The following is a 25,016-nucleotide window of genomic DNA, read 5'->3' as shown; positions in this document are numbered from 1 at the left end:
ATCACCTCGTTCGGGCCGGGATCGGGGATGGTGATCGTCTCGATGGAGACGGGTGCGCCCTTGCTCTTGGCGACGACGGCACGGACCTGCTGCGGCATGAGTTCCTCCACTGAAAATCGTGTGTTGCGTGCTCGGTTCAGCCTCGCACAACGCATCGACAGATGGCGACATCCGCATGGGTTCGGCGCAGCGAGCCGTGGAGTTCACAAGGTTGTGACCGGCTGGGCACGCAGTCTTTGCGTACGAGCGGTACCTATGACGAATGTCTGAACCCATGGAGTACGACCTGGTGGTCATCGGCTCCGGCCCCGGCGGCCAGAAGGCGGCCATCGCGGCCGCGAAGCTCGGCAAGCGAGTGGCGATCGTGGAGAAGGGCCACATGCTCGGCGGAGTCTGTGTCAACACCGGCACCATTCCGTCCAAGACGCTGCGCGAGGCCGTTCTGTACCTCACTGGCATGAACCAACGTGAGCTGTACGGGGCCAGCTACCGGGTGAAAGCCGACATCACTCCTGCCGACCTGTTGGCGCGAACCCAACATGTCATCGGCAAGGAGATCGAGGTGGTCCGGTCGCAACTGCTCCGCAATCGCATCGAGCTGATCACCGGTGTCGGCAAGTTCCTCGACGCGCACACCATCGTGATCGAGGACGAGATGCGGGGCGAACGCATCACGGTCAAGGCCGCCAACGTGGTGATCGCGACCGGCACCGCGCCCGCGCGTCCCGCAGACATCGCATTCGACGACTACCGGGTCCTCGACTCCGACGGAATTCTCAATCTCGAGTTCATCCCGTCGTCGATGGTGGTCGTCGGGGCAGGTGTGATCGGCATCGAGTACGCCTCGATGTTCGCAGCCCTGGGAACGAAGGTCACCGTCGTCGAGAAGCGCGACTCGATGCTCGACTTCTGCGATCGCGAGATCATCGAGTCGCTGCAATTCCATCTTCGCGATCTTGCGGTGACGTTTCGGTTCGGGGAAGCGGTGACGGCGGTGGACGTCGGCCAGAACGGCACGGTGACCACACTGGCGAGCGGCAAGCGCATACCGGCGGAGACGGTGATGTACTCGGCCGGCCGTCAGGGGCTGACAACGGCGCTCGACCTCGAGAACGCGGGCCTCGAGGCGGATGCGCGCGGTCGCATCTTCGTCGACGAGCACTTCCAGACCAAGGTCGATCACATCTACGCAGTCGGCGATGTCATCGGTTTCCCTGCGCTGGCGGCGACATCGATGGATCAGGGCAGACTCGCGGCGTACCACGCGTTCGGCGAGTCCAGTGCGAAGCTGACCGACGTTCAACCCATCGGCATCTACTCCATCCCCGAGGTGTCGTACGTCGGGGCAACCGAAGTCGATCTGACGAAGGGGTCGATTCCCTACGAAGTGGGAGTGTCGAGGTATCGCGAACTGGCTCGCGGCCAGATCGCCGGCGACTCGTACGGCATGCTGAAGTTGCTCGTCTCCACCACGGACCGGTCGATTCTCGGTGTACACATCTTCGGGTCCGGTGCGACGGATCTGGTGCATATCGGCCAGGCAGTCATGGGGTGCGGCGGCACTGTCGACTACCTCGTCGACGCGGTGTTCAACTATCCGACGTTGTCCGAGGCCTACAAGGTTGCCGCACTGGACGTCACCAACAAGATCCGAGCGCTGGCGAACTTCGACCGCTGACGAGCGATCGAATTGCGGAGCCTCCCACTGCTCGGGGAATGAACGACGGCCCATGGGTTGTTCTTTCGAGTAGTGAATCGCCACGTTCGACGTCGGCGCGTACGCGGAGCGAGCCGAGGGTCGGCGTATTCTGACCCGACTATCGCTTCGAGGTACCGACGAGTCGATCCGAAAGGGGCCCGGCCATGACCGAACAGTCGAAGATGTACGAGCTGGAATTTCCGGCACCGCAAATCTTCTCCGACGACGGTGTCGGACCCGTCCTCGTGCACGGACTGGAGGGATTCTCCGACGCAGGCCACGCAGTGAAGCTGGCGACGACCCATCTGCGTGAGAGCCTCGAATCCGAACTGGTTGCGTCGTTCGATGTCGACGAATTGATCGATTACAGGTCCCGCCGACCCACGATGACGTTCAAGTCCGATCACTTCTCGGACTACGACGCTCCCGAGCTGAATCTGTACGCGGTCAAGGACAAGTCCGGCACCCCGTTCCTACTGCTGGCCGGCATGGAACCCGATCTGCGGTGGGAGAAGTTCACCACCGCTGTGCGGTTGCTCGCCGAACAGCTCGGAGTTCGGCGCACCATCGGTCTCGGCTCCATCCCGATGGCCATCCCGCACACCCGCCCGCTCGGGGTGACGGCCCACGCCAGCGACAAGGAACTGGTCAAGGAGGGCAACAGCTGGGCCGGTGATCTACAGGTCCCCGGCAGCGCGTCCTCGCTGCTCGAGCTGCGGATGGCTCAGCACGGCCACGAGTCCATGGGCTTCTCGGTGCACGTTCCGCACTACCTCGCGCAGACGGACTATCCCGGAGCAGCCGAGACGTTGCTCGAGAACGTCAGCGAGGCCGCCGAGCTGGATCTGCCACTGGCAGCGCTGGGCGAGGCGGCGGCGCGAGTGCGGGAACAGGTGAACGAGCACATCACCGGAAACGAAGAGGTGCAGTCGGTGGTGCAGGCGCTCGAGCGTCAGTACGACACGTACGTCGCCGCCCAGGAGCAACAGTCGACGCTGCTGGCCGCCGACGAGCCGTTGCCGAGCGGAGACGAGCTCGGTGCCGAATTCGAGCGTTTCCTGGCCGAGCAGGCGGGCCTCGACGAGGGCGACGGCGAGAACACGCAGTAAGGCAGCGCCCCGCAACAGTGTGAGTGGTCACAGTCTCGAGTCGACCAGGCGGTCATATCGGACAGCAGGAGCGGATCGAAACATACCTGTAACCGCAAATACGCTCGATGTTGTGCTCGCAGCGGCATCTCGTGCAAGAGTCGTACCAACACGTACTCCGGTACGTGTTGCTACACACTCGTACACGGCGACGCCGTACTGCGCTGCCGGCTGCGGCGCACCAGGGACCTTCAGGAGGCGCAGATGGCGACCAATCCGCGCAGTCGCAAGCTCCGCCCGGTTCCCGACGAAGAACCCCGGCTGATCTTCCGGACCATCCACGGATATCGGCGGGCGTTTCGCATGGCCGGCGAGGGTCCGGTGGTGTTGCTGATCCACGGAATCGGCGACAACTCCGAGACGTGGAACGAGGTCATTCCACACCTCGCGAAGAACTACACCGTCATTGCACCCGATCTTCTCGGGCACGGCCGTTCGGACAAGCCGCGCGCGGACTATTCCGTTGCCGCGTACGCGAACGGGATGCGTGATCTGCTCTCGGTGCTCGGCATCGAACACGTCACCGTCGTCGGTCACTCGCTCGGTGGCGGCGTCGCAATGCAGTTCGCTTATCAGTTCCCCAACATGGTCGACAGGTTGGCGCTGGTGTCCTCGGGTGGTGTCACCAAGGACGTGCATCCCATTCTGCGGCTCGCCTCGATGCCGTTTCTGAGCGAAGCAGTCAAGCTGCTCCGTCTGCCGGGTGCCATCCCTGCCGTCAAGCTGGCCGGCGGTGTGCTCAGCAAGCTGCACAGCTCACCGCTGCGGCCCGGTTCACTGCTGCACGACACCCCGGATCTCATTCGGGTGTTGAGCGAGCTTCCGGCACCGACGACGTACGAGGCCTACCTGCGCACCCTGCGAGCCGTAGTGGACTGGCGTGGTCAGGTGGTCACGATGTTGGACCGCTGTTATCTCACCGAGAACCTGCCCGTACTGCTCGTCTGGGGTGACCAGGACTCCGTCATTCCGGTCAGCCATGCCCGCCTTGCCCACTCGGCCATGCCCGGTTCGAAACTGGAGGTGTTCGAGAACTCGGGACACTTCCCGTTCCGCGATGATCCGATGCGCTTCCTGCAGGTCGTGGAGGACTTCATCGATTCGACGCCGTCGCTGACGTTCGACGAGGTGCGGTGGCGGAATCTGCTCATCACCGGCGTGGGCGAGGACATGATCACCGGAAGTGCCAGCACCCGAATGGCTGTGCTCGGGGCCATGGGCTCGGACGAACGAAGCGCTACCTGAGGCGTCGACTCGATTGCGAACGCTCGGTGTCGATGCGAGATCGGCTGCTGATCCCACATAGCCTGTAGAGGTGCTTCTCACCGAACTGATTCCCGATGTCACCGCCGATAGATCCGATGGCGTGGACCCGGACGTCCTGTTCGACACCTTCACCACCTGGACAGCCGACCGCGGGCTGACGCTGTATCCCGCCCAGGAGGAAGCTCTCATCGAGCTCGTCTCCGGCTCCAACGTCATTCTCGCGACGCCGACGGGTTCGGGTAAGTCCATGGTCGCCATCGGTGCCCATTACGCCGCCATGGCCGCAGGCATTCGCAGTTTCTACACCGCGCCGATCAAGGCACTCGTCAGCGAGAAGTTCTTTGCCCTGTGCGAGATCTTCGGCGCCCAGAACGTCGGCATGATGACCGGGGACGCGTCGGTCAATTCCGGTGCCCCGATCATCTGTGCCACCGCCGAGATCGTGGCGAACCTCGCCCTGCGTCAGGGTGCCGGCTCGGACATCGGCCAGGTGATCATGGACGAGTTCCACTACTACTCCGAGCCCGATCGAGGATGGGCCTGGCAGGTCCCGTTGATCGAGCTGCCGCACGCCCAGTTCCTGTTGATGTCGGCGACCCTGGGCGACGTCTCGTTCTTTCGTGACGATCTGACCCGCCGCACCGGACGCACCACCACGGTCGTCTCGGGCACCGAGCGTCCGGTTCCGCTGATGTTCTCGTATGTCACCACTCCGATCGGCGAGACCATCGAAGAACTGGTGGAAACGCACCTTGCGCCGGTGTACGTCGTGCATTTCACTCAGGCTTCGGCTCTGGAACGCGCGCAGGCGTTGACGAGCGTCAACGTCGCGTCCAAGCAGGAGAAGGCAGAGATAGCCGAGGCCATCGGCAACTTCCGCTTCACCACCGGCTTCGGCAAGACCCTGTCGAGGTTGGTTCGGCACGGAATCGGCGTGCACCACGCCGGCATGCTGCCCAAGTACCGACGGTTGGTGGAGAAGCTGGCGCAGGACGGCCTGCTCAAGGTCATCTGCGGAACCGACACCCTCGGTGTGGGTATCAACGTCCCGATTCGCACCGTGCTGTTCACCGGGCTCACCAAGTACGACGGCATCAGAACCCGCAAGCTCCGGGCCCGCGAGTTCCATCAGATCGCCGGTCGTGCGGGACGGGCCGGCTACGACACCCTCGGCACAGTCGTGGTCGAGGCCCCCGAACACGACATCGAGAACGCGCGTCTGGTGGCCAAGGCGGGCGACGATCCGAAGAAGCTCAAGCGCGTGCAACGCAAGAAGGCACCCGACGGCTTCGTCTCGTGGGGTGAGCCGACGTTCGAGAGGATCATCGCCGCGAGCCCCGAGCCACTGACGTCCCGGTTCTCGGTGAGCAACGCCATGCTGCTCAATGTCATTGCGCGGCCCGGCAATTGCTTCCACGCCATGCGTCACTTGCTCGAGGACAATCACGAGACCCGGCCCGCTCAACGCAAACACATCCTGCGCGCACTCTCCCTCTACCGTGGTCTGGTCGATGCGGGCATCGTCGAGCAACTGTCCGAGCCCGATGCCGAGGGCCGTCACGCCCGGCTGACAGTGGATCTGCAACCGGATTTCGCACTCAACCAGCCTCTGTCGACGTTCGCGGTCGCCTCGTTCGATCTGCTCGACGCCGAATCCCCCACCCACGCACTCGATGTGGTGTCGATCATCGAATCCACACTCGACGACCCGCGCCAGATCCTCATGGCCCAGCAGCACGCCGCACGCGGCGAGGCGGTCTCGCAGATGAAGGCCGACGGCATCGAGTACGACGAGAGAATGGAGTTGCTCGAGGAGGTGACCTGGCCGAAACCTCTTGCCGAGCTGCTGGTTCCGGCGTTCGAGATCTATCGCGGTACCCACCCGTGGCTCTCCGAGATCGGCCTCTCCCCCAAGTCCGTGGTACGCGACATGGTCGAGCGTGCGATGACCTTCGCCGAGCTGATCAGCCACTACGGACTGATGCGCTCGGAGGGTCTGGTGCTGCGGTATCTCGCCGACGCCTACCGGACGCTGCGACAGACGGTCCCGCCGGAGTCTCGTACCGAAGAGGTTCAGGACATCACCGAGTGGCTCGGAGAACTCGTCCGGCAGGTCGATTCGAGTCTGCTCGACGAGTGGGAGAATCTGACCGACCCCGGTGCGGAGCCCGAGGCCCTGGTCGAGGCATACGGGTCCGATGTGCCGCGGCCGATCTCGGCCAACCCCAGGGCGTTCCGAGTCCTGGCTCGCAACGCGATCTTCCGTCGAGTCGATCTCGCGGCGCGTCGTCAGTGGAACGCACTCGACGAACTCGACGACGGCCCGGACTGGGAAACCGAACTCGAACCGTTCTTCGCCGAGTACGACGAGATCGGCACCGGTCCCTCGGCTCGCGGGCCTGCACTATTCACCCTGAACGTGGGTGCCGAGTCCACGACCGTGCGTCAGGTGCTCGAGGATCCGGACGGGGACCACGGGTGGTCGCTCGACGCGGTCGTGGACGTGGCCGAGTCGGACGCAGCCGGTGAGATCGTGTTCGACGAGATCGTGATCACGGCCGGCTGAGATCGACTGCGCGGTCGCCGCGCATCTCGGAGGGCCCTCACTCGACGCTTGGTATCGTCCCGGCATGACTGTCGAGGTATCCGTCGTCCGAGTGTTCACCGATCCCAGCGGCGCGTTCGGAAATGCTCTCGGGATCGTCTCCGCCGACGCCGTCTCGGAGAACGACAGACAACAGTTCGCCGCTGAACTCGGCTTCAGCGAGACGGTATTCGTCGAGCGCACCGAGCCGGGCACCGCCTCGGCCACCATCCACACCCCCGCAGTGGAGCTTCCGTTCGCCGGACATCCCACGGTCGGACTGTCGTGGTGGCTCCGCGAGCAGGGGCATCCGGTGCGGACCCTCACCGTTCCCGCCGCGACGCTGCGCATCCGCTACGACGGCGACGACACCTGGGTTCGCGCCCGCTCCGAGTGGGCTCCGGTCTTCGCGTTCCATCAGGTCCACGACGCCGACGAGGTGGCGGCGGCCGTCCCGAGTGCCTACGACACCGGGCACCACTACGTCTGGGCCTGGACCGACGAGGAGCACGGGGCGCTGCGATCGCGCATGTTCGCACCCATGATGGGCATTGCCGAGGACGAGGCGACCGGTGCCGCCGCCGTTCGGCTCACCGGGGACCTCGGCCGCGGTCTCCACATCGTGCAGGGAGCAGGCTCGCAGTTGCGCACCACGATCGACGACGACGGCTGGGTGGAACTGGGCGGACGCACCGTGCCCGACGCGTCGATCAAGGCGTGAGCGGCACGTCCACTTCGATTTCTGCCCCCAGCCGGACGCCAGGGGCCAGTGGAAGACGGTCGCCGCTCCAGAACTTGCCGGGGTCGAACCAATTGGCCTTCTTGTTGCCGGTGAGCAGCCCCATCGAGTCGTAGGTCATGGCGACCACCTCTGCGCAGTAGGCGGTTTCGAGGGCGGCCCCCTGCTGCTCGCGGCGGTGCATCGTCGGCACTCGCCCTCGGAACCAGCGCCCGGCGAGCGCAGCAGTGGTGGGAAACGCCGTTCCGTCCATGCGGGCTATCGTCCGTAGCAATGCGTCTTCCTGATCCTTCGTGACGGTGTCGTCCAATTGCCGCAACCAGCAACGCTGTTGGTACTTCGTGGCCCACTGGGTCACGGCCGCGCGCAGATCGTGCAGCTGGACTCCGCGCTGAAAGTTGCCGGTCCACATGTCCTGCAACGACTTTCCCAGTTCTGCGTGCCACATCAGCGGCGGCAGCTCGTCGATCACGACGGCCATTCCGACGTGGTTGACCGGGCTGTTGGTCAGAGCCTGAATTGCACGATCGGCCGTCGACTCTCCGCGGAAGATCCAGATGTCGCCCGTTCTGGTGGCATCGACTGCGGTATCGAGGCTGATGCGAGACGGGTTCATGCCTCTCACCCTAGGTCTTGGGTCCATCGGCAACTGCACCTCGTGACGGTACGGTTGCCGAATGAACGTGTGGAAGGCTCTCGGCCTCGCCGGGATGGCCGGTGTCGCGGCAACCGGAGCATTGGTGGTGCGGTCCGAGCGCAAACGGCGCGCCTATGCGCCCGAGGAAGTGCGCGATCGGCTGCATCAGCGGTTCGCGGCGATCTCCGCCGAGCCGGAACCGGTAGCTGCTCCCCCGCTCTCGCGCGGGAAGCAGCTACTGAGGAAACTCCGGTTCAGCCGAGCGCACTGAGGATTCGAGAGGCCAACTCCTCGATCTCGGCGTCCGTCATGACGAATGCCGGCGAGATCTGCATCGCACCCTGCCCGGCCGCACGGCCCGAAACGCCATGAGCTCGAAGCGTTTTCACGAACGGTAGAGCCTCGGCCGGATCGGCGAGCTGAACCGCGGCGACAGCGCCGATGCCGCTGCGGATTTCCGAGACCCGCTCGTGGTCGGCCAACGGCGCGAGGTGGGTGTGCAATGAAGCCTCGATGCGCTCGGAGTGCGTCAACAGTTCCTCGCGCTCGATGATGTCGAGGTTGGCCATCGCAGCAGCGGCCGCGCCTGCGTGTCCTCCGTAGGTGTACCCGTGTCGCCACCACACCCCGCCCGCGAAGAACGGCTCGGCGATCTTGGGAGCGATGAACACGGCCCCCATGGGCACGTATCCGGACGTCAGGCCCTTGGCGGTCGTCATGAGGTCGGGTTCGAGCTCGAAGCGGGTCGACGCGAACCAGCTACCGCCGATGCGTCCGAATCCGGTGACGACCTCGTCGGCGACGAAGAGCACGTCGTTGTCGCGGCAGATCTGCCGGACCTCGCGCAGGTAGCCTTCCGGCGGCAGATAGATTCCGCCCGCCCCGATCACCGGCTCGCAGAAGAATGCCGCGACATTCTCTGCTCCGACCTCCTCGATCAGCGCGAGAAGAGATTTCGCGTCGTCCCACGCCACCGTCCTGGCGTCGGGCATCAGTTCGCCGTAGTTCTCCTTGTTCACGGGGATGCCTGCCAGGGCGGTCCCGGCAACGTGCATGCCGTGGTAGGCCTTCTGCCGACCCACGATCATCTTCTTGGACGGTTGTCCCATTTCGACCCAGTAGCGGCGCGCGAGTTTCGCAGCGGTGTCGATGGAGTCCGATCCGCCCGAGGTGAAGAAGATCTTGCTACCGGGCACCGGCGCGATGGCGGCGAGACGGTCGGCCAATGCCAGGGTGGTCTCGGGAACGAAATCGCCGAAGTTCGAGTAGTGGGCAATCGAGCTCAGCTGTGTGGCAACGGCGTCGGCGATCTCTCGACGGCCGTGGCCGACGTTGGTGAACCACAATCCGGCGGTCGCGTCGAGATACTTCGTTCCCTTGTTGTCGAAGATGTACGCGCCCTCGCCTCGCGAAACGACGAACGGCCCGTTGGCGGTGACACTGCCCATGTCGGCGAAGCCGTGCCACAGCGCGGAGGAGTGTGTGGTGGCGGCTGGATCCAGGTCGGAAGACATGCGCTACACAGTAGTGGAGTCCCGCTGGGTGGAGTCCGATCCGTACCTCCACCGTCCCGCGAGCCGGCCGACGGCATTGACGGCCAGTGCCATCAGCGCAAACGCGACGGTCAGCACGACAAGCCCGACAGTCAGGGTGAGATAGCCCTGCTCGCGCGGATCGAGAAACGGGTAGGGATACCAATCGACAACAGGCCCACGGACCAGGCTGTAGATCCCGTAGATCAGGGGGAACAGCAACCACGTAAGACTGCGCGACTCGGACATCTGCCGCCGCGGTGGAGCGAGGATCCAGTCGAGCAGAAGGACCACGGGCATGATGCGATGCACCACGTTGTTGGTCCACGGATCCGCGACACCCACGTCGATGTTCGCGAGTAGCACCGCGTAGATGATCCCGGTGATGACCATGTAGAGCGTCACTGCACCGCGGAAGAGCTGCCATCGCGCCGATCGCGGATCGATCACCCCTCCGATCGTGAGGACGAGCACCGTCAGTACGTTGCTGATCACGGTGAAGTAACTGAAGTAATTGGCCAACGAGAACGTCGGCGATTCCAGTCCGTCCAGGACGATCGAGACGAGCGCCGCGGCGGTGAGCGCCGCGAACAGCACCCGCACTGTCCTGATCGGTGCCGGCGTGCGTGGCTCGGCAGTGACATCGCGCGAGATGCTCATGCGGCGATCCTGGCACAGTCGCGGCCGGCATTCACGATGGTTGCGGCGATACGGATATCCTGGAGTGAGTATGTCTAACTCGAATCCGTCCGGTCAGCGAAAATCTCTCGCCACGCGTCTGACAGACGTCACCATCCGCGACGAGAACCGGCTGCGGCGGCGACTGGACAAGGCCCGCACCGATGACGCGTTGGCCGCGCTCGAACGCGATGTCGCCCGCGCGGAAGCCGTCGTCGCCCATCGCAGAGCATCGGTCCCGAAGCTGGAATTCCCCGAGGCGCTTCCGGTCAGTCTTCGCAAGAACGACATCGCAGCCGCCATCGCCGAGCACCAGGTCGTGATCGTCGCCGGCGAAACCGGGTCCGGTAAGACCACACAGATTCCCAAGATCGCTCTCGAACTGGGCCGCGGAATTCGAGGGTCGATCGGCCACACCCAACCGCGCCGGCTCGCCGCCCGCACGGTGGCCGAGCGCATCGCCGAGGAGGTGGGCGAGCCGCTCGGCGAATCCATCGGCTACAAGGTGAGATTCACCGACCAGTCCTCGGATTCGACACTGGTGAAGTTGATGACCGACGGCATCCTGCTGGCGGAGATCCAGCGTGACCGACTGCTGCGGCAGTACGACACACTGATCATCGACGAGGCCCACGAACGCAGCCTCAACATCGACTTCATCCTCGGTTACCTCGCTCAGCTACTCCCCCGACGACCCGATCTGAAGATCATCATCACCTCGGCGACGATCGATCCCGAACGGTTCGCCCGGCATTTCGCGCGAGACGGCGTGCCCGCGCCGATCATCGAGGTCTCGGGCCGCACGTTCCCGGTCGAAATGCGCTATCGGCCACTGACTGTCGATGCCGGAGACACCACGATCGATCTGGACCCCGTCGACGCGACCTGCCAGGCGGTCGACGAACTGATGGCCGAGGGCGACGGCGACATCCTGGTCTTCCTGTCCGGTGAACGCGAGATTCGCGACACCGCCGACGCACTGAACGACCGGAACCTTCGAAACACCGAGATCGTGCCCCTGTACGCGAGACTTTCTGCCGCCGAACAGCATCGAGTGTTCTCACCGCACTCCGGCCGACGGGTGGTCCTCTCGACGAACGTCGCGGAGACATCGTTGACCGTCCCGGGCATTCGCTACGTGGTCGATCCCGGCACCGCCCGCATCTCGCGGTACTCGTTGCGCACCAAGGTGCAGCGTCTGCCCATCGAACCGATTTCCCAGGCATCGGCGAGGCAGCGGGCCGGGCGCTGCGGCCGCGTCGCCGACGGCATCTGCATCCGGTTGTACTCCGAAGAGGATTTCGAGTCGCGGCCACAGTTCACCGAGCCGGAGATCCTGCGTACCAACCTGGCGTCGGTGATCCTGCAGATGACCGCCCTCGGACTGGGCAAGATCGACGCGTTCCCCTTCGTCGAACCGCCGGACCCGCGCAGCATCCGAGACGGGATCGGACTCCTCGAAGAACTCGGAGCGTTGAAGCCGGCCACCAAGGACGGCACCGCAGAGCTCACCCCCATCGGCCGGGAACTCTCGGCACTGCCGGTCGATCCCCGGATGGCGCGCATGCTCGTCGAGGCCAACGGCAACGGGTCGCTGCGCGACGCATTGGTGGTCGTGGCGGCCCTGTCCATCCAGGACGTTCGGGAACGACCTGCCGAGCATCAGCAGGCAGCGGACGAAAAGCACGCGCGTTTCGCTGTGGAGAATTCCGACTTCCTCGCGTACGTCAAGCTGTGGACGTATCTGCGCGAGCGACGGAACGAGTTGTCCTCCAACCAGTTCCGACGCATGTGCCGCACCGAGTTTCTGCACTACCTGCGGATTCGCGAGTGGCAGGATCTGCACGGCCAACTCCGTCAGATCACTCGCGGTCTCGGCTGGACGGTGCCCGATGCCGACTCGACCGAGACTGCGCTTCACCAATCACTGTTGTCCGGACTGCTCTCGCACGTCGGACTCCGCGAAGGTGACAAGCGCGAGTTCCTCGGTGCACGCGGAGCACATTTCGCGATCTTTCCTGGATCCGGCCTGTTCAAGAAGCCCCCGCGCTGGGTGATGGCAGCGGAACTGGTGGAGACCGGACGCTTGTGGGGCCGCATGGCCGCTCGCATCGAACCCGAATGGGCCGAACGACTTGCACCACACCTGGTGAAGCGGACGTATTCGGAACCGCACTGGTCGATCAAGCGCGAATCGGCGATGGCCTACGAACGTGTGACGCTGTACGGAATCCCGTTGGTGACGCAGCGCCCGGTGAACTACCACCGCATCGACCCCGAGGCGTCACGGGAGCTGTTCATCAGACATGCCCTCGTGGAGGGTGAATGGAAGACCCAACACGCGTTCTTCCACAAGAACAGGGCACTCCTCGACGACGTCGGCGAACTCGAACACCGTGCCCGGCGACGGGACATCGTCGTCGACGACGACGCTCTGTTCGACTTCTACGACGCACGCGTCGCCCCGGAAGCGGTGTCGGCGCGGCACTTCGACACCTGGTGGAAGAAGGCCCGCAGGCAGGATCCGGCACTTCTCGACTTCACCACCGACACGGTCGTCAACTCCGATGCGGCGTCGGTCCTCACCGGGGCCTATCCCGACGCATGGAGACAGGGCGAGATCCAGTTTCCGCTGACCTACCAGTTCGAGCCGGGCACGGCCGCCGACGGAGTCACCGCACGCATTCCCATTGCGCTGCTCGCTCAGGTACAGCCGGTCGGCTTCGACTGGCTGGTTCCGGGGATGCGCGCCGAGCTGGTGACGGCACTGATCAAGACGCTACCGAAAGCGCTGCGGCGCAATGTCGTTCCTGCACCGGACTTCGCTGCTGCGGCATTGGCGGTGATGAAGCCTCGTTCGGAGACTCTGGTCACGGCGTTGTCGCGCGAGCTGTCACGGGCTGCTCAGTGTCACATCACCGCAAAGGACTTCGACGCCGCGGCGCTGCCCGAGCACTTGAGGATGACCTTCGCGGCCGTCGACCCGGCCGGAAAGGTGTTGGGTAGCAACAAGGATCTGACCGCACTTCGCACCTCCCTGTCCGGTGAGGTCGGTCGTCAGGTCGCGAGCGCGGTCGGTGACGCGGAGCGCGCACCTACTCTCGCGTGGACCTCGGGCACTCTGGGCCGATTGGAGTCGACCGTCACCCGCGAGGTGGGCGGACAGAAGGTCACCGGATACCCGGCGTTGGTACCGGAAGGACCGGGCGTTGCGGTTCGAGTTCTGAGCACCCCGGCCCAGCAGCGCGCAGCAATGCGCTCGGGAACCCGGACTCTGCTGTTGTCGACGGCACCGAAGGGCACCAAGGCCCTACTGGCCGGTCTGCCCACTGCGGAACGCCTTGCGCTCGGCCAGAATCCGTACGGCGGCGTCGATGCGCTCCTCGAGGAATGCCGAGTACTCGCGGTAGAAGAGGCCATGGATGCGCACGGTGGACCTGTCCGAGATCCGGATGCCTTCGAGAAGTTGAGGGCACTGGTCAACGCCGAGGTTCCACAGCGCACTGCCGCGGTGTTGGGCCTGGTGCGACCCGTGCTGACGGCAGCTCTCGCATTGTCGGCGCAGCTACAGGTGTCCTCGGGTGAGCCCGCCGACGATGTTCGGGAACAGCTCGACGGCTTGATCTTTCGCGGGTTCGTCACCGAGTTCGGTTCTCGCAGGCTGGCAGACCTGCCGCGCTACCTCGCTGCGGCGACCAAGCGTTTGGCCACGCTGCCGAGCAGCGCCGGCCGGGACGCGGCTGCGATGGATGTACTCGATCGGGTGTACGCGTCGTACGGGCGACTGTTGGATTCGCTCCCGGAGAGCAGAAAGAACAGTTCCGGGGTTCAGGAACTGTTCTGGATGATCGAGGAGTTGCGCGTCGGCCTGTTCGCGCAGGGCATTCGCACTGCGTACCCGGTGTCGGAAAAGCGCATCGAGAAGGCGATCTCGGACCAGAGTCGATGATGGGCGGGACTGTCAGTCGATATCCGCGGACTCGCGGTGCTTGCGCAGTTCGTGGATTTCTTTCTCGAAGTCCTCGGCGGAGCTGAACGAGCGGTAGACGGACGCAAATCGTAGATACGCGACCTCGTCCAGATCCCGAAGCGGACCGAGGATCGCCAACCCCACCTCGTTGCTGGGGATCTCGGCCGAACCGGCGGCGCGGATCGCATCCTCCACCTGCTGAGCCAAGAGATTCAACGCGTCGTTGTCGACATCTCTGCCCTGGCAGGCGCGTCGGACTCCCTTGACGACCTTCTCTCGGCTGAACGGTTCGGTGACGCCACTGCGTTTCACGACGGCCAGCACTGCGGCCTCGACAGTGGTGAAGCGACGACCACATTCCGGGCAGGAGCGACGACGCCGAATTGCTTGTCCCTCGTCCATTTCACGCGAGTCGACCACGCGCGAGTCGGGGTGCCTGCAGAACGGGCAATGCATGAAGGAGCCTCCGTCGTAGCCGATGCTCCGACGAAATACACGTTTGCCGGGGCAGTCAGTCGAGGATACTCAGTCTTTCCGCACCCGATGGGGCCGGTGGTCATCTGCCGGGCGCGTACTCGACGACAGCGCCATCGTGGACCTCGACCACACCGGCGGGCTGCGACCCTGTATCGGGCACCGCGGCGCGAAGGTTCGCGATACCGATGAGACCGCCGGCCACGACGATGACGGCCAGCACCCACAGAACCAGAGAGCGCATCCGAATCGGCTGACTCGCGAAGTGCGCGGAGGTCTCGTCGAAGTCGCGATCGGCGAGCTCGCGGTCGGTGACGTCGGTCCAGGCCTGGTCGAGAACCGGCAGGCAAGGAGATGTCTGCACACGACCGGTCCGAATGGAGGTCCGCACGGCCGGGCGGGCCCGGCGACGACGCTCGACGACGCTGGACCGGGTACGGACGCCTGAAGCGGTGGGGCGATCGGTGATGATGGTCATCGGAACCTCGTCTTCGCTCGTTGGATCGATTGTTCGATCAGGCGTTCGATGGACGCTTGTTCGAAGTTCTATCACGAGCCTCCGACAAAGTCTGCAGAAAACGCGACACGAGTCGAACAGATGTTTGATTCAACAGCTGATACACGCTAGATTCGTGTCAGAAACCACACGCCACACGAGTCGACACCATCAACTCCAGTCCGCGCAGAGTCACCACGTAGACCGGATCCAGGACACCAGCAGGAGGCCGACAGCATGAAGGACGAGACCTCGACGAGGTCGACCACGCGTTCCACGAAGGCGGCAGCGGGCAAGCCGGCCGCGGAACCGACATCCAAGGCCATGGAGGTCGGCACCGACATCAGTGCGGGGCTCACGGAGCGGCAGCGAAAGGTCCTCGAGGTCATCAGGGCCTCGGTCACCGAGCGCGGGTATCCGCCCAGCATTCGAGAGATCGGCGACGCCGTCGGGCTGACGTCGACGTCCTCGGTTGCTCATCAGCTCCGCACCCTCGAACGCAAGGGCTTCCTTCGACGCGATGCGAACCGCCCCCGGGCGGTCGACGTGCGCGGACTCGACGAGGTGCAGGCCGATCAGGCGGCTGCCGCGGTGGACGGTTCGTCCGATGAACAGGACAGGTTGCCGACTCCGACGTTCGTGCCGGTTCTGGGAAGGATCGCCGCCGGTGGCCCGATCCTGGCCGAGGAAGCCGTCGAGGATGTCTTCCCGCTCCCCCGCGAGTTGGTCGGTCAGGGTTCGCTGTTCCTGCTCAAAGTCGTCGGTGAATCGATGATCGACGCGGCGATCTGCGACGGTGACTGGGTCGTGGTTCGTCAGCAGTCCGTGGCCGACAACGGAGACATCGTGGCGGCGATGATCGACGGCGAGGCCACCGTCAAGACGTTCAAGCGGTCCAAGGGCGAGGTGTGGCTGCTGCCGCACAACCCACTGTTCGAGCCGATTCCGGGTAACAACGCGGCCATCCTCGGCAAGGTCGTCACCGTGATGCGCAAGCTGTAGCGATCGCTACCGTACCGACACGCGAAGGGCCGCAGCACATGTGCTGCGGCCCTTCGCGTTCTTGGATCAGCGGATCACAGATTCAATCCGCGGCCGATGATCTCCTTCATGATTTCGGTTGTGCCGCCGTAGATGGTTTGGACGCGAGAGTCCATGTACGCCTTGGCGATCGGATATTCCTTCATGTAGCCGTAGCCGCCGTGCAGCTGCAGGCATCGGTCGATCAGTTTGACCTGATTCTCGGTGGTCCACCACTTCGCCATCGCGGCTTCCTGAACGGTCAACGTGCCCGCGTTGAGCAGTTCGATGAACTTGTCCACCATGATTCGGGTGGCAGTGGTCTCGGTGGCCAACTCCGCCAACACGAATCGGGTGTTCTGGAACTTGCCGATCGACTTGCCGAAGGCCTTGCGATCGCGGCAGTACTGGATGGTCATGTCCAACGCCGATTCCATCGCTGCGGCAGCGACGACGGCGATCGAGAGCCGTTCCTGAGGAAGGTTCTGCATGAGGTAGATGAAGCCCATGCCTTCTTCGCCGAGCAGGTTGGCCGCGGGCACACGAACGTCGGTGAAGCTGAGTTCCGCTGTGTCCTGGGCCTTCATGCCGATCTTGTCGAGATTGCGGCCACGCTCGAAACCGGGCATGTCACGCTCGACGACCAGCAGGCTGAAGCCCTGTGCGCCCTTCTCGGGGTCGGTACACGCTACGACGATCACCAGATCGGCGTTGATTCCGTTGGTGATGAACGTCTTCGAGCCGTTGAGGACCCAGTCGTCGCCGTCACGTACGGCCTTGGTCTTGATGCCCTGCAGGTCACTACCCGTACCCGGCTCGGTCATCGCGATCGCGGTGATCAGCTCGCCGGAGCAGAATCCGGGTAGCCAGCGGGCTTTCTGCTCGTCGTTGGCCAGTTCGATGAGGTACGGCGCGACGACGTCGTTGTGCAGGGTGAACCCGATGCCGCTGTAGCCGCCGCGGGTGGTCTCCTCGGTGACGATGGCGTTGTAGCGGAAGTCCTTGACTCCGCCGCCGCCGAATTCCTCGGGCGCTGCAGTTCCGAGGAAGCCCTGCTTACCGGCCTCGACCCAGACGCCGCGGTCGACGATGTTCTGCTCTTCCCACTTCGCGTGATTGGGGGCTACGTGCTGTTCGAGAAACTTCCGGTACGACTCCCGGAACAGCTCGTGCTCGGGCTCGAAAAGTGTGCGTTCCACGCAGATCTCCTTGTTCGGTGCATACCGACGTCGACCTGTGAACGGTGTCATTCGCGGTCGTCGGTACGACTGACGTCACGATCCAACAGTACGTTCGGGGTGCAGCAGAGGTCGATGACCAAAACGTGCGCGATCCGTGACCGCCCCCGCCTAGGTCCGCCGGTTGGCGGCGCTTTTCGCGAGCGCCGAGACGATCGGATAGCCGACAAGGATGCCGAGCGAACCCCATGCGATACCGCCGAGTTCGACCGACCCGACCGACAGCGTGAGGTCGCCTATGCCCGCGACGAGTGCCGCGGCGACGACGATCAGGTTGACCGGATCCGCGAAGTCCACCTTGGCGTCGGTCCAAATACGAACGCCCAGAAGCCCGATGAGTCCGTACAGAACCAGGGTCGCTCCGCCGATGACGCCATCGGGGACGGTGAAGATCAGGGCACCGAACTTGGGCGAGAACGCCAGCACGATCGCGGTGCAGGCCGCGACCCAGTACGCGGCCGTCGAATAGACGCGAGTGGCGGCCATGACCCCGATGTTCTCTGCATACGTGGTGGTGCCCGAGCCACCAGCCGCTCCGGCCAGGGTGGTCGCCAGCCCGTCGGCGATCAACGCGTCCCCGGCCACGTCGTCGAGATTCTTCCCGGTCATGGCAGCAACGGCTTTCACGTGTCCGACGTTTTCGGCAACGAGGACGATCACCACCGGTAGCGCCACCAGGATCACCGACAGCTCGAACGACGGTCCGCGGAACTCGGGCAGACCGATCCAGCTCGCCGCGCTCAGAGCGTCGAGCCGTGGTTGAGCGATTCCACCGGTGACGGCCGCGAACACCCAGCCCACGACGACACCGAGCAGAATTCCGAGCCGGCCCAGAAGTCCGGGCCCGACGGCGGTGGCCAACAGAATGGCCACCAGCGTGACTGCGGCGATCAAGGGCTGCGCCTCGAACGACGTTGTCGCGGCCGGGGCCAGATTGAGCCCGATCAACACGACGACCGCGCCGGTCACCACGGGTGGCATCGCCGCGTCGAGCACACGCCGCCCGGCGATCTTGACGACGACACCGATGACCGCGAGCACGACGCCGACGCACAGGACGGCACCGAGCTGCGCGGCCGGGCCGTCGGCCTGGGTGGCACCGAGCGGAGCCAGGAATGCGAAGGACGACCCGAGATAGCTCGGCACCCGACCTCGGGTGATGATCAGGAACAGTGCCGTTCCGATGCCCGAGAACAGCAATGTCGTCGACACCGGAAAGCCGGTGATCGTCGGAACCAGCAGTGTGGCACCGAACATGGCTACGACGTGCTGCATCCCGATGCCGATGGTGCGCGGCCACGACAACCGCTCGTCCGGTGCCACCACCGCACCGGCCTCGACGGTTCTTCCGTTTCCGTGCAGCGTCCAACCCAGATTTCTCATGATGGGAAAAGACTATTGCGTCAGCCGAGGATCGCGCTCACTGCCTCACGGGCAGCAGCGGTGCTGTCGGTCTTCAAGGCGGCTGCTGCGGCAGCCTTGCACTGATCGAGCGTGACCGTCGCCAATTTGGAACCCACGTGCGCGACGGCGGCCGAGGCGGCCGACAGAGAGGTGATGCCGAGGCCGACCAGCACACAGGCGAGCAGTGGATCGGCAGCGGCCTCACCGCAGACGCCGACCGGCTTGCCGGCCTTGGCACCCGCGGCAGCGGTGTGGGCCACCAGTGCCAGCACGGCCGGCTGCCACGGATCGGTCAGTCCGGCGAGCTGAGCGGACATGCGGTCGGCGGCCATCGTGTACTGGGCCAGATCGTTGGTTCCGATGGACAGGAAGTCCACGTGCTCGAGAATGTGTTCGGCGAGCAACGCAGCCGCGGGTACCTCGATCATGACGCCGGGCGTCAGTCCTCGTTCACGGACGTCCGCGGCGAAGTCCTTCGCCTCCAGCGCGGTCGCGATCATCGGAGCCATCACCCACGGGGAGGAATCGGTTGCCTTCGCTGCTGCGGCGATGCCGTCCAGTTGGCGATACAGAATCCCGCGGTCGGCCTCCGCGATGCGGATACCACGAATACCCAGGGCCGGATTGGCCTCGTCGGGATGGTTGGCGAAGCGCAGGGGCTTGTCCGAGCCGGCGTCGAGGGTCCGTACGACGACCTTCTTGCCTGCGAAGGCGTCGAGCACCTGTGCGTAGATCTCGGCCTGCTCGTCGACGGTCGGTTCGGAATCACGGTCCAGGAAGCACAGTTCGGTGCGAAACAGTCCGACGCCGTCCGCTGCACTGGACCGCGCTGCGCGAGCACCGGCTCCGTCCTGGACGTTGGCGAGGATGTCGACTGCGTGGCCGTCGGCAGTGGTACCGGGGCCGACCCACTGGGATACTCGGTCGAGCTCGTCGCGGGCGGAGACCACCGCAGCGCGGGCCGAGTCGGCGTCGGGTTCGAGTTCGATGCGGCCGCTGGTTCCGTCGACCGACGCACGGGTACCCGCGGCGATGTCGTCGAGGCCCGCCACGGCGACGATGCACGGGATGCCGAGCTGGCGGGCGATGATCGCGGTGTGGCTGGTCGGACCTCCGAGCGAGGTCGCCAGTCCGACGATCAAGGTGGGGTCGAGGCCAGCTGTGTCGGCTGGCGCGAGGTCGTCGGCGAACAGCACCGACGGCTCGTCCGGCACGGGGACACCGGGCTCCGGAACTCCGAGGATCTCGGCGATGACGCGATCACGGATGTCGCGCAGGTCCGTCACTCGCTCGGCCATCAACCCGCCGAGCTGGGTGAACATGGCGGCGAACTTCTCGGTGGCCGCGGCGGTGGCGGTGACCGCAGAACTGCCCTTGGCGATCGAGGAGCGTGCGGCTCCGAGCCAACCGCGGTCTGCTGCCATCGCCGCGTTGGCCGACAGCACCTCGGAGGCGGCTCCGGTCGCGAGCTCGGCGCGGCCGCGCAAGCGGGTCGCCACCATGTTCGCCGCGGCGTCGAAGATCTCCTTCTCGGAGTCCCGATCGGCCTCGGTCACCTCACCGGTATCGGCAGGGATGGCTGGGCGGGCACCGGGGCGGATCACTCGGCCGTATCCGACGCCGGGCACGACGGGCGTGCCGTGCAGCGTGGTCTGCGCTGCTCCGGTTCCGGCTGCATCGACTGTCGTGTCGGTATGTCCGGTCGAAGCGGTGCTAACCGATCCCGTCATGTGGTCCTCCTCGGATCCTGCGTGAACAAAGGTCTTCGTACTGTTCGTGTCTTCGTACTGTTCGGCGAGCTGTGGCGGAGCCGATTGCTTGCCGGTGTTGTGACCGAGATTACTCCAAACCCTTGACATGTCAACACACACGGGCGTAAAACAACATAAAGCAACATCAACAAGGAAGGAGACGCAGGTGTACGCAGAAGAACGACAGCACGCCATCGCAGAACTGATCAGCACCCACGGCCGCGTCTCCGTCAACGATCTGTCTGCCACCTACGGCGTCACGACGGAAACCGTGCGTCGCGACCTCGCCACCCTCGATCGCATGGGAGTCGTGCGCCGCGTCCACGGTGGAGCAGTACCCGCATCGGCGCTGACCACACTCGAGCCCGGCGTCTCGGAGCGCGAATTCACCCGCGCCGATCAGAAGGACGCGATCGCCGCCGCCGCCTTGTCCTTCCTCCCTCCCATCGGCGGTAGCGCCGTGTTCGACGCCGGAACCACCACGGGACGACTCGCCGGTCTGCTTCCCCATGATCGCGAACTGACGTTGGTGACCAACTCGGTGCCGATCGCCGCTCGCGCCGCGACCATGTCGAGTGTCAGTCTTCGACTGCTCGGCGGGCGGGTGCGCGGGACCACCCAGGCAGCCGTCGGCGACGAAGCACTGAGCGCGCTCGAATGGCTCCGGGTGGACGTCGCCTTCATCGGCACCAATGCCATCAGCGTCGGGCACGGTCTGTCCACGCCCGACAGCGACGAGGCAGCGGTCAAGCGCGCCATGGTGGAGGCCGCCAACCACGTCGTGGTGCTGGCGGATTCGTCGAAGATCGGTCGCGAGCATCTGGTGAGCTTCGCCCGAGTGGGATCCATCGATGTCATCGTCACCGACAGCGACATCTCGACAAACGACCGAAAAAATCTCAGCGACAAAGGAATCGAGGTGGTGATCGCATGATGGTCACACTCACGGCCAACCCGAGCATGGACCGCACGGTCACCCTCGACGCGCCACTCGTCCGCGGCGGCGTACACCGCGCATCGACGTCGTCCACCGACCCAGGAGGCAAGGGCGTCAACGTTGCTCGCGTGCTCGGCGGATCGGGAGTCGAAGCGATGGCGGTACTCCCGGCCAATGCCGGAGACCCCCTGCTCGACGCGATGGCCGCGAAAGGTGTGCGCTTCTCGGCAGTTCCGACGTCGGGGCCGGCCCGAACCAACATCACGGTCAGCGAGATCGGTGGCACCACCACCAAGATCAACGAGCCGGGCGCGACGGTGTCGGAGCAGACCCGCGCAGAGCTGCGCGAGCGAATCCTCACTCTCGCAGTCGATGCCGAATGGGTGGTCCTGTCGGGCTCTCTTCCGCCGGGCCTCCCCGTCGACTGGTACGCCGAACTCGTCACCGCACTGCGGGCCACCTCTGCGAAGGTCGCGGTCGACACGTCCGACGAGCCGCTGCTTGCTCTCGCGGCAGCGTTCCCGGCATCGGCTCCGGACCTGATGAAACCCAATTCCGAGGAACTTGCCCAACTGACCGGCTACGATTCCGAGGAGCTGGAAAGCGCTGCGGCACAGGGTGACCCCACTGCCGCAATCGCCGCCAGCACCATTCTTCTCGGCCGAGGCGTCGGCGCGGTACTGGCAACCCTCGGTAGTGCCGGGGCCGTGTTGGTGACCGAGGACGGGTCCTGGTACGCCAGTCCGCCCCCGATCACCGCGGTCAGCACCGTCGGCGCAGGCGATTCGTCGCTCGCCGGCTACATCCTCGCCGATGCCGAGAACTGCTCCGAAGCAGACAAACTCCGCCGAGCCGTCGCCTACGGAACGGCAGCCACCGCACTACCAGGCACCACGCTTCCCCTGCCCGAGCAGACCCACCCGAATTCGGTGACGGTCCGTGCGCTCGACATCTCCACGCCCGTCAGCCCGTCCACGCTCTCCCCTTCGTCGAACCGTCTCTAGGAGTCTGCAATGTCCACCCCCACCGAAGATCAGCCGATCATCGCCGAGGATCTGATCCTCCTCGACGCCGATCTCGGCGAATCCAAAGCTGCCGTCATCGAACGCCTCGCAGGTGTTCTGGCGTCCGCGGGTCGCGCAACCGAGACCGATGCTCTGCGCGACGCGGCACTTGCTCGCGAAGCACAGTCGGCAACCGGCCTGCCCGGCGGCATCGCCATCCCCCACTGCCGCTCCGAAGCGGTCACCTCGGCCTCGCTCGGATTCGCACGCCTGAACCCGAAGGTCGATTTCGGTGCACCCGACGGCCCCGCAGACCTCGTGTTCCTCATCGCGGCACCCGCCGGTGCCGGTTCGGCACACATGAAGTTGCTCTCGAGCCTGGCGCGCGCACTGGTGAAGCCGGAGTTCGTCACCTCCCTACGCAACGCATCCTCGGCAGCCGAGATCGTCACGCTCGTCGACGGTGTCATCAACCCCGCGGCCAAGCCCGCCGCAGCGGCTCCGGTAGCAGCAGCTCCGGTGTCCACCGCGAAGCACAGCGCGGTCGAAACCCCGGCCGAGTCCACTGCCCCGAAGCACATCGTGGCAGTCACCGCGTGCCCCACCGGAATCGCGCACACCTACATGGCTGCCGACTCACTCGTCGCAGCAGGTGAACGCGCCGGCGTTACCGTTCACGTCGAGACCCAAGGCTCGAGCGGCAGCACGCCGCTGGATCCTTCGATCATCGCTGGTGCCGAAGCAGTCATCTTCGCCACCGACGTGGGCGTCAAGGGTCGGGAGCGTTTCGCAGGCAAGCCCGTGATCTCCTCGGGCGTCAAGCGCGCCATCAACGAGCCCGACGTCATGCTCACCGAAGCCCTTCGCGCAGCACTGAACCCGGACGCGGCTCGCGTCGGCGGCACCGCGGTCGCGGCCGGTTCGAACGAGTCGGCCGGAGAACTCGGCTGGGGCACCCGCATTCGGCAGATCCTGCTGACCGGCGTCAGCTACATGATCCCGTTCGTCGCCGCCGGCGGTCTGCTGATCGCTCTCGGCTTCCTACTCGGCGGATACGAGATCTCCGGCGTGGCCGAAGACATCGTCGTCAACAACTCGATCACCGCACTTCCCGACGGCGGATTGACGACGTATCTCGGTGCCGTGCTCTTCCAGATCGGCGCACTCTCGTTCAGCTTCCTGGTCCCCGCGCTGGCCGGCTACATCTCCTACGCGATTGCCGACAGACCAGGTCTGGCTCCAGGCTTCACCGCAGGTGCCGTCGCCGTGCTGGTGGGCGCAGGCTTCATCGGCGGTCTCGTCGGTGGTCTGATCGCCGGCTTCGTCGCACTGTGGATCAGCAAGTGGAAGATCCCCGCGGTGCTGCGCGGCCTCATGCCGGTCGTCATCATTCCGCTGTTCGCTACCCTCATCGTCGGCGCGATCATGTTCCTGCTGCTCGGCAAGCCACTGGCCGCGATCACCAGCGGACTGACCGATTGGCTGAACGGACTCAGCGGTTCCTCGGTCATCATCCTCGGCATCATTCTCGGCCTGATGATGTGCTTCGACCTCGGCGGACCGGTCAACAAGGCTGCATACGCATTCGCGACGGCAGGCCTGTCGGTCACCGACACCGCATCACTGCGCATCATGGCTGCTGTCATGGCCGCAGGAATGGTGCCGCCGCTCGCCATGGCACTGGCCTCGACCGTGCGCTCGCGTCTGTTCACCGAGGCCGAGCGTGAGAACGGCAAGGCTGCCTGGTTCCTCGGAGCCGCATTCATCTCCGAGGGCGCAATTCCGTTCGCTGCGGCCGACCCGTTCCGCGTCATCCCCTCGATGATGGCCGGCGGAGCAGTCACCGGTGCCATGATCATGGCCTTCAACGTCACCCTCAGCGCGCCGCACGGCGGAATCTTCGTGTTCTTCGCCATCGGAAACATCCTGTGGTTCATCGTGTCTCTGGCCGTCGGAACCATCGTCTCGGCGTTCCTGGTCGTCTCGGCCAAGCAGTTCGTCAAGGGCAAGAACGCCCCGACCGAAGCCGAACTCGATCCGGCACTCGCCACCGTCTGACACTCGCTACGATCGCAAGAACCCCACTACGAAGGAGCACCACATGCCCAGCACCACAGTCGCCGTCGGATCCTCGATCGGTCTGCACGCTCGTCCCGCAGCACTGATCGCCGACGCCGTCGCAGAAGCCGGCGTGGACGTCACCCTTGCAGTGGCCGACTCGGAGCCGGTGGATGCAGGTTCGGCCCTGATGATCATGACGCTCGGTGCCACCAAGGGCACCGAAGTCACCGTCACCAGCGACGACCAGGCAGCACTCGACAAGGTGGTCGCACTCGTCGAAGCAGACCTCGATGCATAGGTCGTTCCGCAGGCTCCACTCCTGCGACACCTAGGTCGTTCCGCAGGCTCCACTCCTGCGACACCTAGGTCGTTCCGCAG

At 65.0% G+C, this 25,016-nt stretch carries 20 protein-coding genes; 12 read left to right on the top strand and 8 right to left on the bottom strand.

Annotated features, from left to right (window positions below; all coding sequences use genetic code 11):
• Nucleotides 1-262 precede the first annotated feature (262 nt).
• From sthA to CH275_RS03975, 5 genes are all read left to right on the top strand, one after another.
• Entirely contained in the window at nt 263-1,678 is a 1,416-nt protein-coding gene (gene sthA / locus CH275_RS03995) for a Si-specific NAD(P)(+) transhydrogenase (protein WP_094675256.1), read from the top strand.
• Between the two features lie 185 nt (nt 1,679-1,863).
• Nucleotides 1,864-2,808: a proteasome assembly chaperone family protein gene (locus CH275_RS03990; protein ID WP_094675254.1), complete on the top strand. Its 945-nt coding sequence runs from the start codon at nt 1,864-1,866 to the stop codon at nt 2,806-2,808.
• Between the two features lie 243 nt (nt 2,809-3,051).
• A complete protein-coding gene (locus CH275_RS03985; protein WP_094675252.1) occupies nt 3,052-4,092 on the top strand; it encodes an alpha/beta fold hydrolase in 1,041 nt (346 codons plus the stop codon).
• A gap of 70 nt (nt 4,093-4,162) precedes the next feature.
• The gene (locus CH275_RS03980; protein ID WP_094675250.1) at nt 4,163-6,679 is read left to right on the top strand and encodes a DEAD/DEAH box helicase; all 2,517 of its coding nucleotides are present in this window, start codon (nt 4,163-4,165) and stop codon (nt 6,677-6,679) included.
• Nucleotides 6,680-6,743: 64 nt separating this feature from the next.
• Nucleotides 6,744-7,418, top strand: a complete 675-nt coding sequence (locus CH275_RS03975) for a PhzF family phenazine biosynthesis protein (protein WP_094675248.1) — start codon at nt 6,744-6,746, stop codon at nt 7,416-7,418.
• On the opposite strand, the gene CH275_RS03970 is transcribed toward CH275_RS03975, so the two are convergent.
• On the bottom strand, nt 7,408-8,079 hold the full coding sequence (locus CH275_RS03970) for a hypothetical protein (RefSeq protein WP_373453667.1): 672 nt from the start codon (nt 8,077-8,079) through the stop codon (nt 7,408-7,410). The two genes, CH275_RS03975 and CH275_RS03970, sit on opposite strands and share 11 nt — an antisense overlap.
• Nucleotides 8,080-8,113: 34 nt before the next feature.
• Here CH275_RS03970 and CH275_RS03965 point away from each other — a divergent pair, with 34 nt between their 5' ends.
• Entirely contained in the window at nt 8,114-8,344 is a 231-nt protein-coding gene (locus CH275_RS03965) for a hypothetical protein (protein WP_094675244.1), read from the top strand.
• Here CH275_RS03965 and CH275_RS03960 read toward each other — a convergent pair.
• Complete coding sequence (locus CH275_RS03960; protein ID WP_094675242.1) at nt 8,328-9,587, bottom strand: aminotransferase family protein; 1,260 nt, start codon at nt 9,585-9,587, stop codon at nt 8,328-8,330. The two genes, CH275_RS03965 and CH275_RS03960, sit on opposite strands and share 17 nt — an antisense overlap.
• 3 nt (nt 9,588-9,590) lie before the next feature.
• The gene (locus tag CH275_RS03955) at nt 9,591-10,265 is read right to left on the bottom strand and encodes a Pr6Pr family membrane protein (protein ID WP_094675240.1); all 675 of its coding nucleotides are present in this window, start codon (nt 10,263-10,265) and stop codon (nt 9,591-9,593) included.
• 70 nt (nt 10,266-10,335) lie between these two features.
• Between CH275_RS03955 and hrpA the strand changes: the two genes are divergently transcribed.
• A complete protein-coding gene (gene hrpA / locus CH275_RS03950) occupies nt 10,336-14,232 on the top strand; it encodes an ATP-dependent RNA helicase HrpA (RefSeq protein ID WP_094675238.1) in 3,897 nt (1,298 codons plus the stop codon).
• A gap of 12 nt (nt 14,233-14,244) precedes the next feature.
• On the opposite strand, the gene nrdR is transcribed toward hrpA, so the two are convergent.
• Nucleotides 14,245-14,709: a transcriptional regulator NrdR gene (nrdR, locus tag CH275_RS03945; RefSeq protein ID WP_008716872.1), complete on the bottom strand. Its 465-nt coding sequence runs from the start codon at nt 14,707-14,709 to the stop codon at nt 14,245-14,247.
• 100 nt (nt 14,710-14,809) lie between these two features.
• Nucleotides 14,810-15,205 carry a hypothetical protein gene (locus tag CH275_RS03940; RefSeq protein WP_094675236.1) on the bottom strand — a complete coding sequence of 132 codons (396 nt, stop codon included), beginning with the start codon at nt 15,203-15,205 and terminating at the stop codon, nt 14,810-14,812.
• A gap of 342 nt (nt 15,206-15,547) precedes the next feature.
• On the opposite strand from CH275_RS03940, the gene lexA reads away from it, so the two are divergent.
• Nucleotides 15,548-16,225 carry a transcriptional repressor LexA gene (gene lexA, locus CH275_RS03935; protein WP_094675451.1) on the top strand — a complete coding sequence of 226 codons (678 nt, stop codon included), beginning with the start codon at nt 15,548-15,550 and terminating at the stop codon, nt 16,223-16,225.
• Between the two features lie 74 nt (nt 16,226-16,299).
• On the opposite strand, the gene CH275_RS03930 is transcribed toward lexA, so the two are convergent.
• The 3 genes from CH275_RS03930 to ptsP all read right to left on the bottom strand — a co-directional run bounded on the left by CH275_RS03930 (nt 16,300) and on the right by ptsP (nt 20,615).
• Nucleotides 16,300-17,442 (bottom strand): acyl-CoA dehydrogenase family protein, encoded by a 1,143-nt coding sequence (locus CH275_RS03930; RefSeq protein ID WP_094675449.1) that lies wholly within the window; start codon nt 17,440-17,442, stop codon nt 16,300-16,302.
• 150 nt (nt 17,443-17,592) lie between these two features.
• Nucleotides 17,593-18,864 (bottom strand): uracil-xanthine permease family protein, encoded by a 1,272-nt coding sequence (locus CH275_RS03925; protein ID WP_179275957.1) that lies wholly within the window; start codon nt 18,862-18,864, stop codon nt 17,593-17,595.
• A 20-nt stretch (nt 18,865-18,884) separates the two neighbouring features.
• Nucleotides 18,885-20,615, bottom strand: a complete 1,731-nt coding sequence (ptsP, locus tag CH275_RS03920) for a phosphoenolpyruvate--protein phosphotransferase (RefSeq protein ID WP_256990844.1) — start codon at nt 20,613-20,615, stop codon at nt 18,885-18,887.
• A gap of 187 nt (nt 20,616-20,802) precedes the next feature.
• On the opposite strand from ptsP, the gene CH275_RS03915 reads away from it, so the two are divergent.
• The 4 genes from CH275_RS03915 to CH275_RS03900 are packed head-to-tail and all read left to right on the top strand — an operon-like array spanning nt 20,803 to nt 24,936.
• Nucleotides 20,803-21,570: a DeoR/GlpR family DNA-binding transcription regulator gene (locus CH275_RS03915; RefSeq protein WP_094675232.1), complete on the top strand. Its 768-nt coding sequence runs from the start codon at nt 20,803-20,805 to the stop codon at nt 21,568-21,570.
• Entirely contained in the window at nt 21,567-22,577 is a 1,011-nt protein-coding gene (locus tag CH275_RS03910) for a 1-phosphofructokinase family hexose kinase (RefSeq protein WP_094675230.1), read from the top strand. The genes CH275_RS03915 and CH275_RS03910 overlap by 4 nt, the downstream gene beginning before the upstream one ends.
• Before the next feature lie 9 nt (nt 22,578-22,586).
• Nucleotides 22,587-24,635 carry a PTS fructose transporter subunit IIABC gene (locus CH275_RS03905; protein WP_094675228.1) on the top strand — a complete coding sequence of 683 codons (2,049 nt, stop codon included), beginning with the start codon at nt 22,587-22,589 and terminating at the stop codon, nt 24,633-24,635.
• A 43-nt stretch (nt 24,636-24,678) separates the two neighbouring features.
• Entirely contained in the window at nt 24,679-24,936 is a 258-nt protein-coding gene (locus CH275_RS03900) for an HPr family phosphocarrier protein (protein WP_032377711.1), read from the top strand.
• Nucleotides 24,937-25,016 lie beyond the last annotated feature (80 nt).

The organism is Rhodococcus sp. 06-235-1A (assembly GCF_002258785.1).
Lineage (GTDB): Bacteria > Actinomycetota > Actinomycetes > Mycobacteriales > Mycobacteriaceae > Rhodococcoides.
Note: the sequence above shows the minus strand (reverse complement) of the source record. Positions and strands in the feature narration are given on the sequence as shown.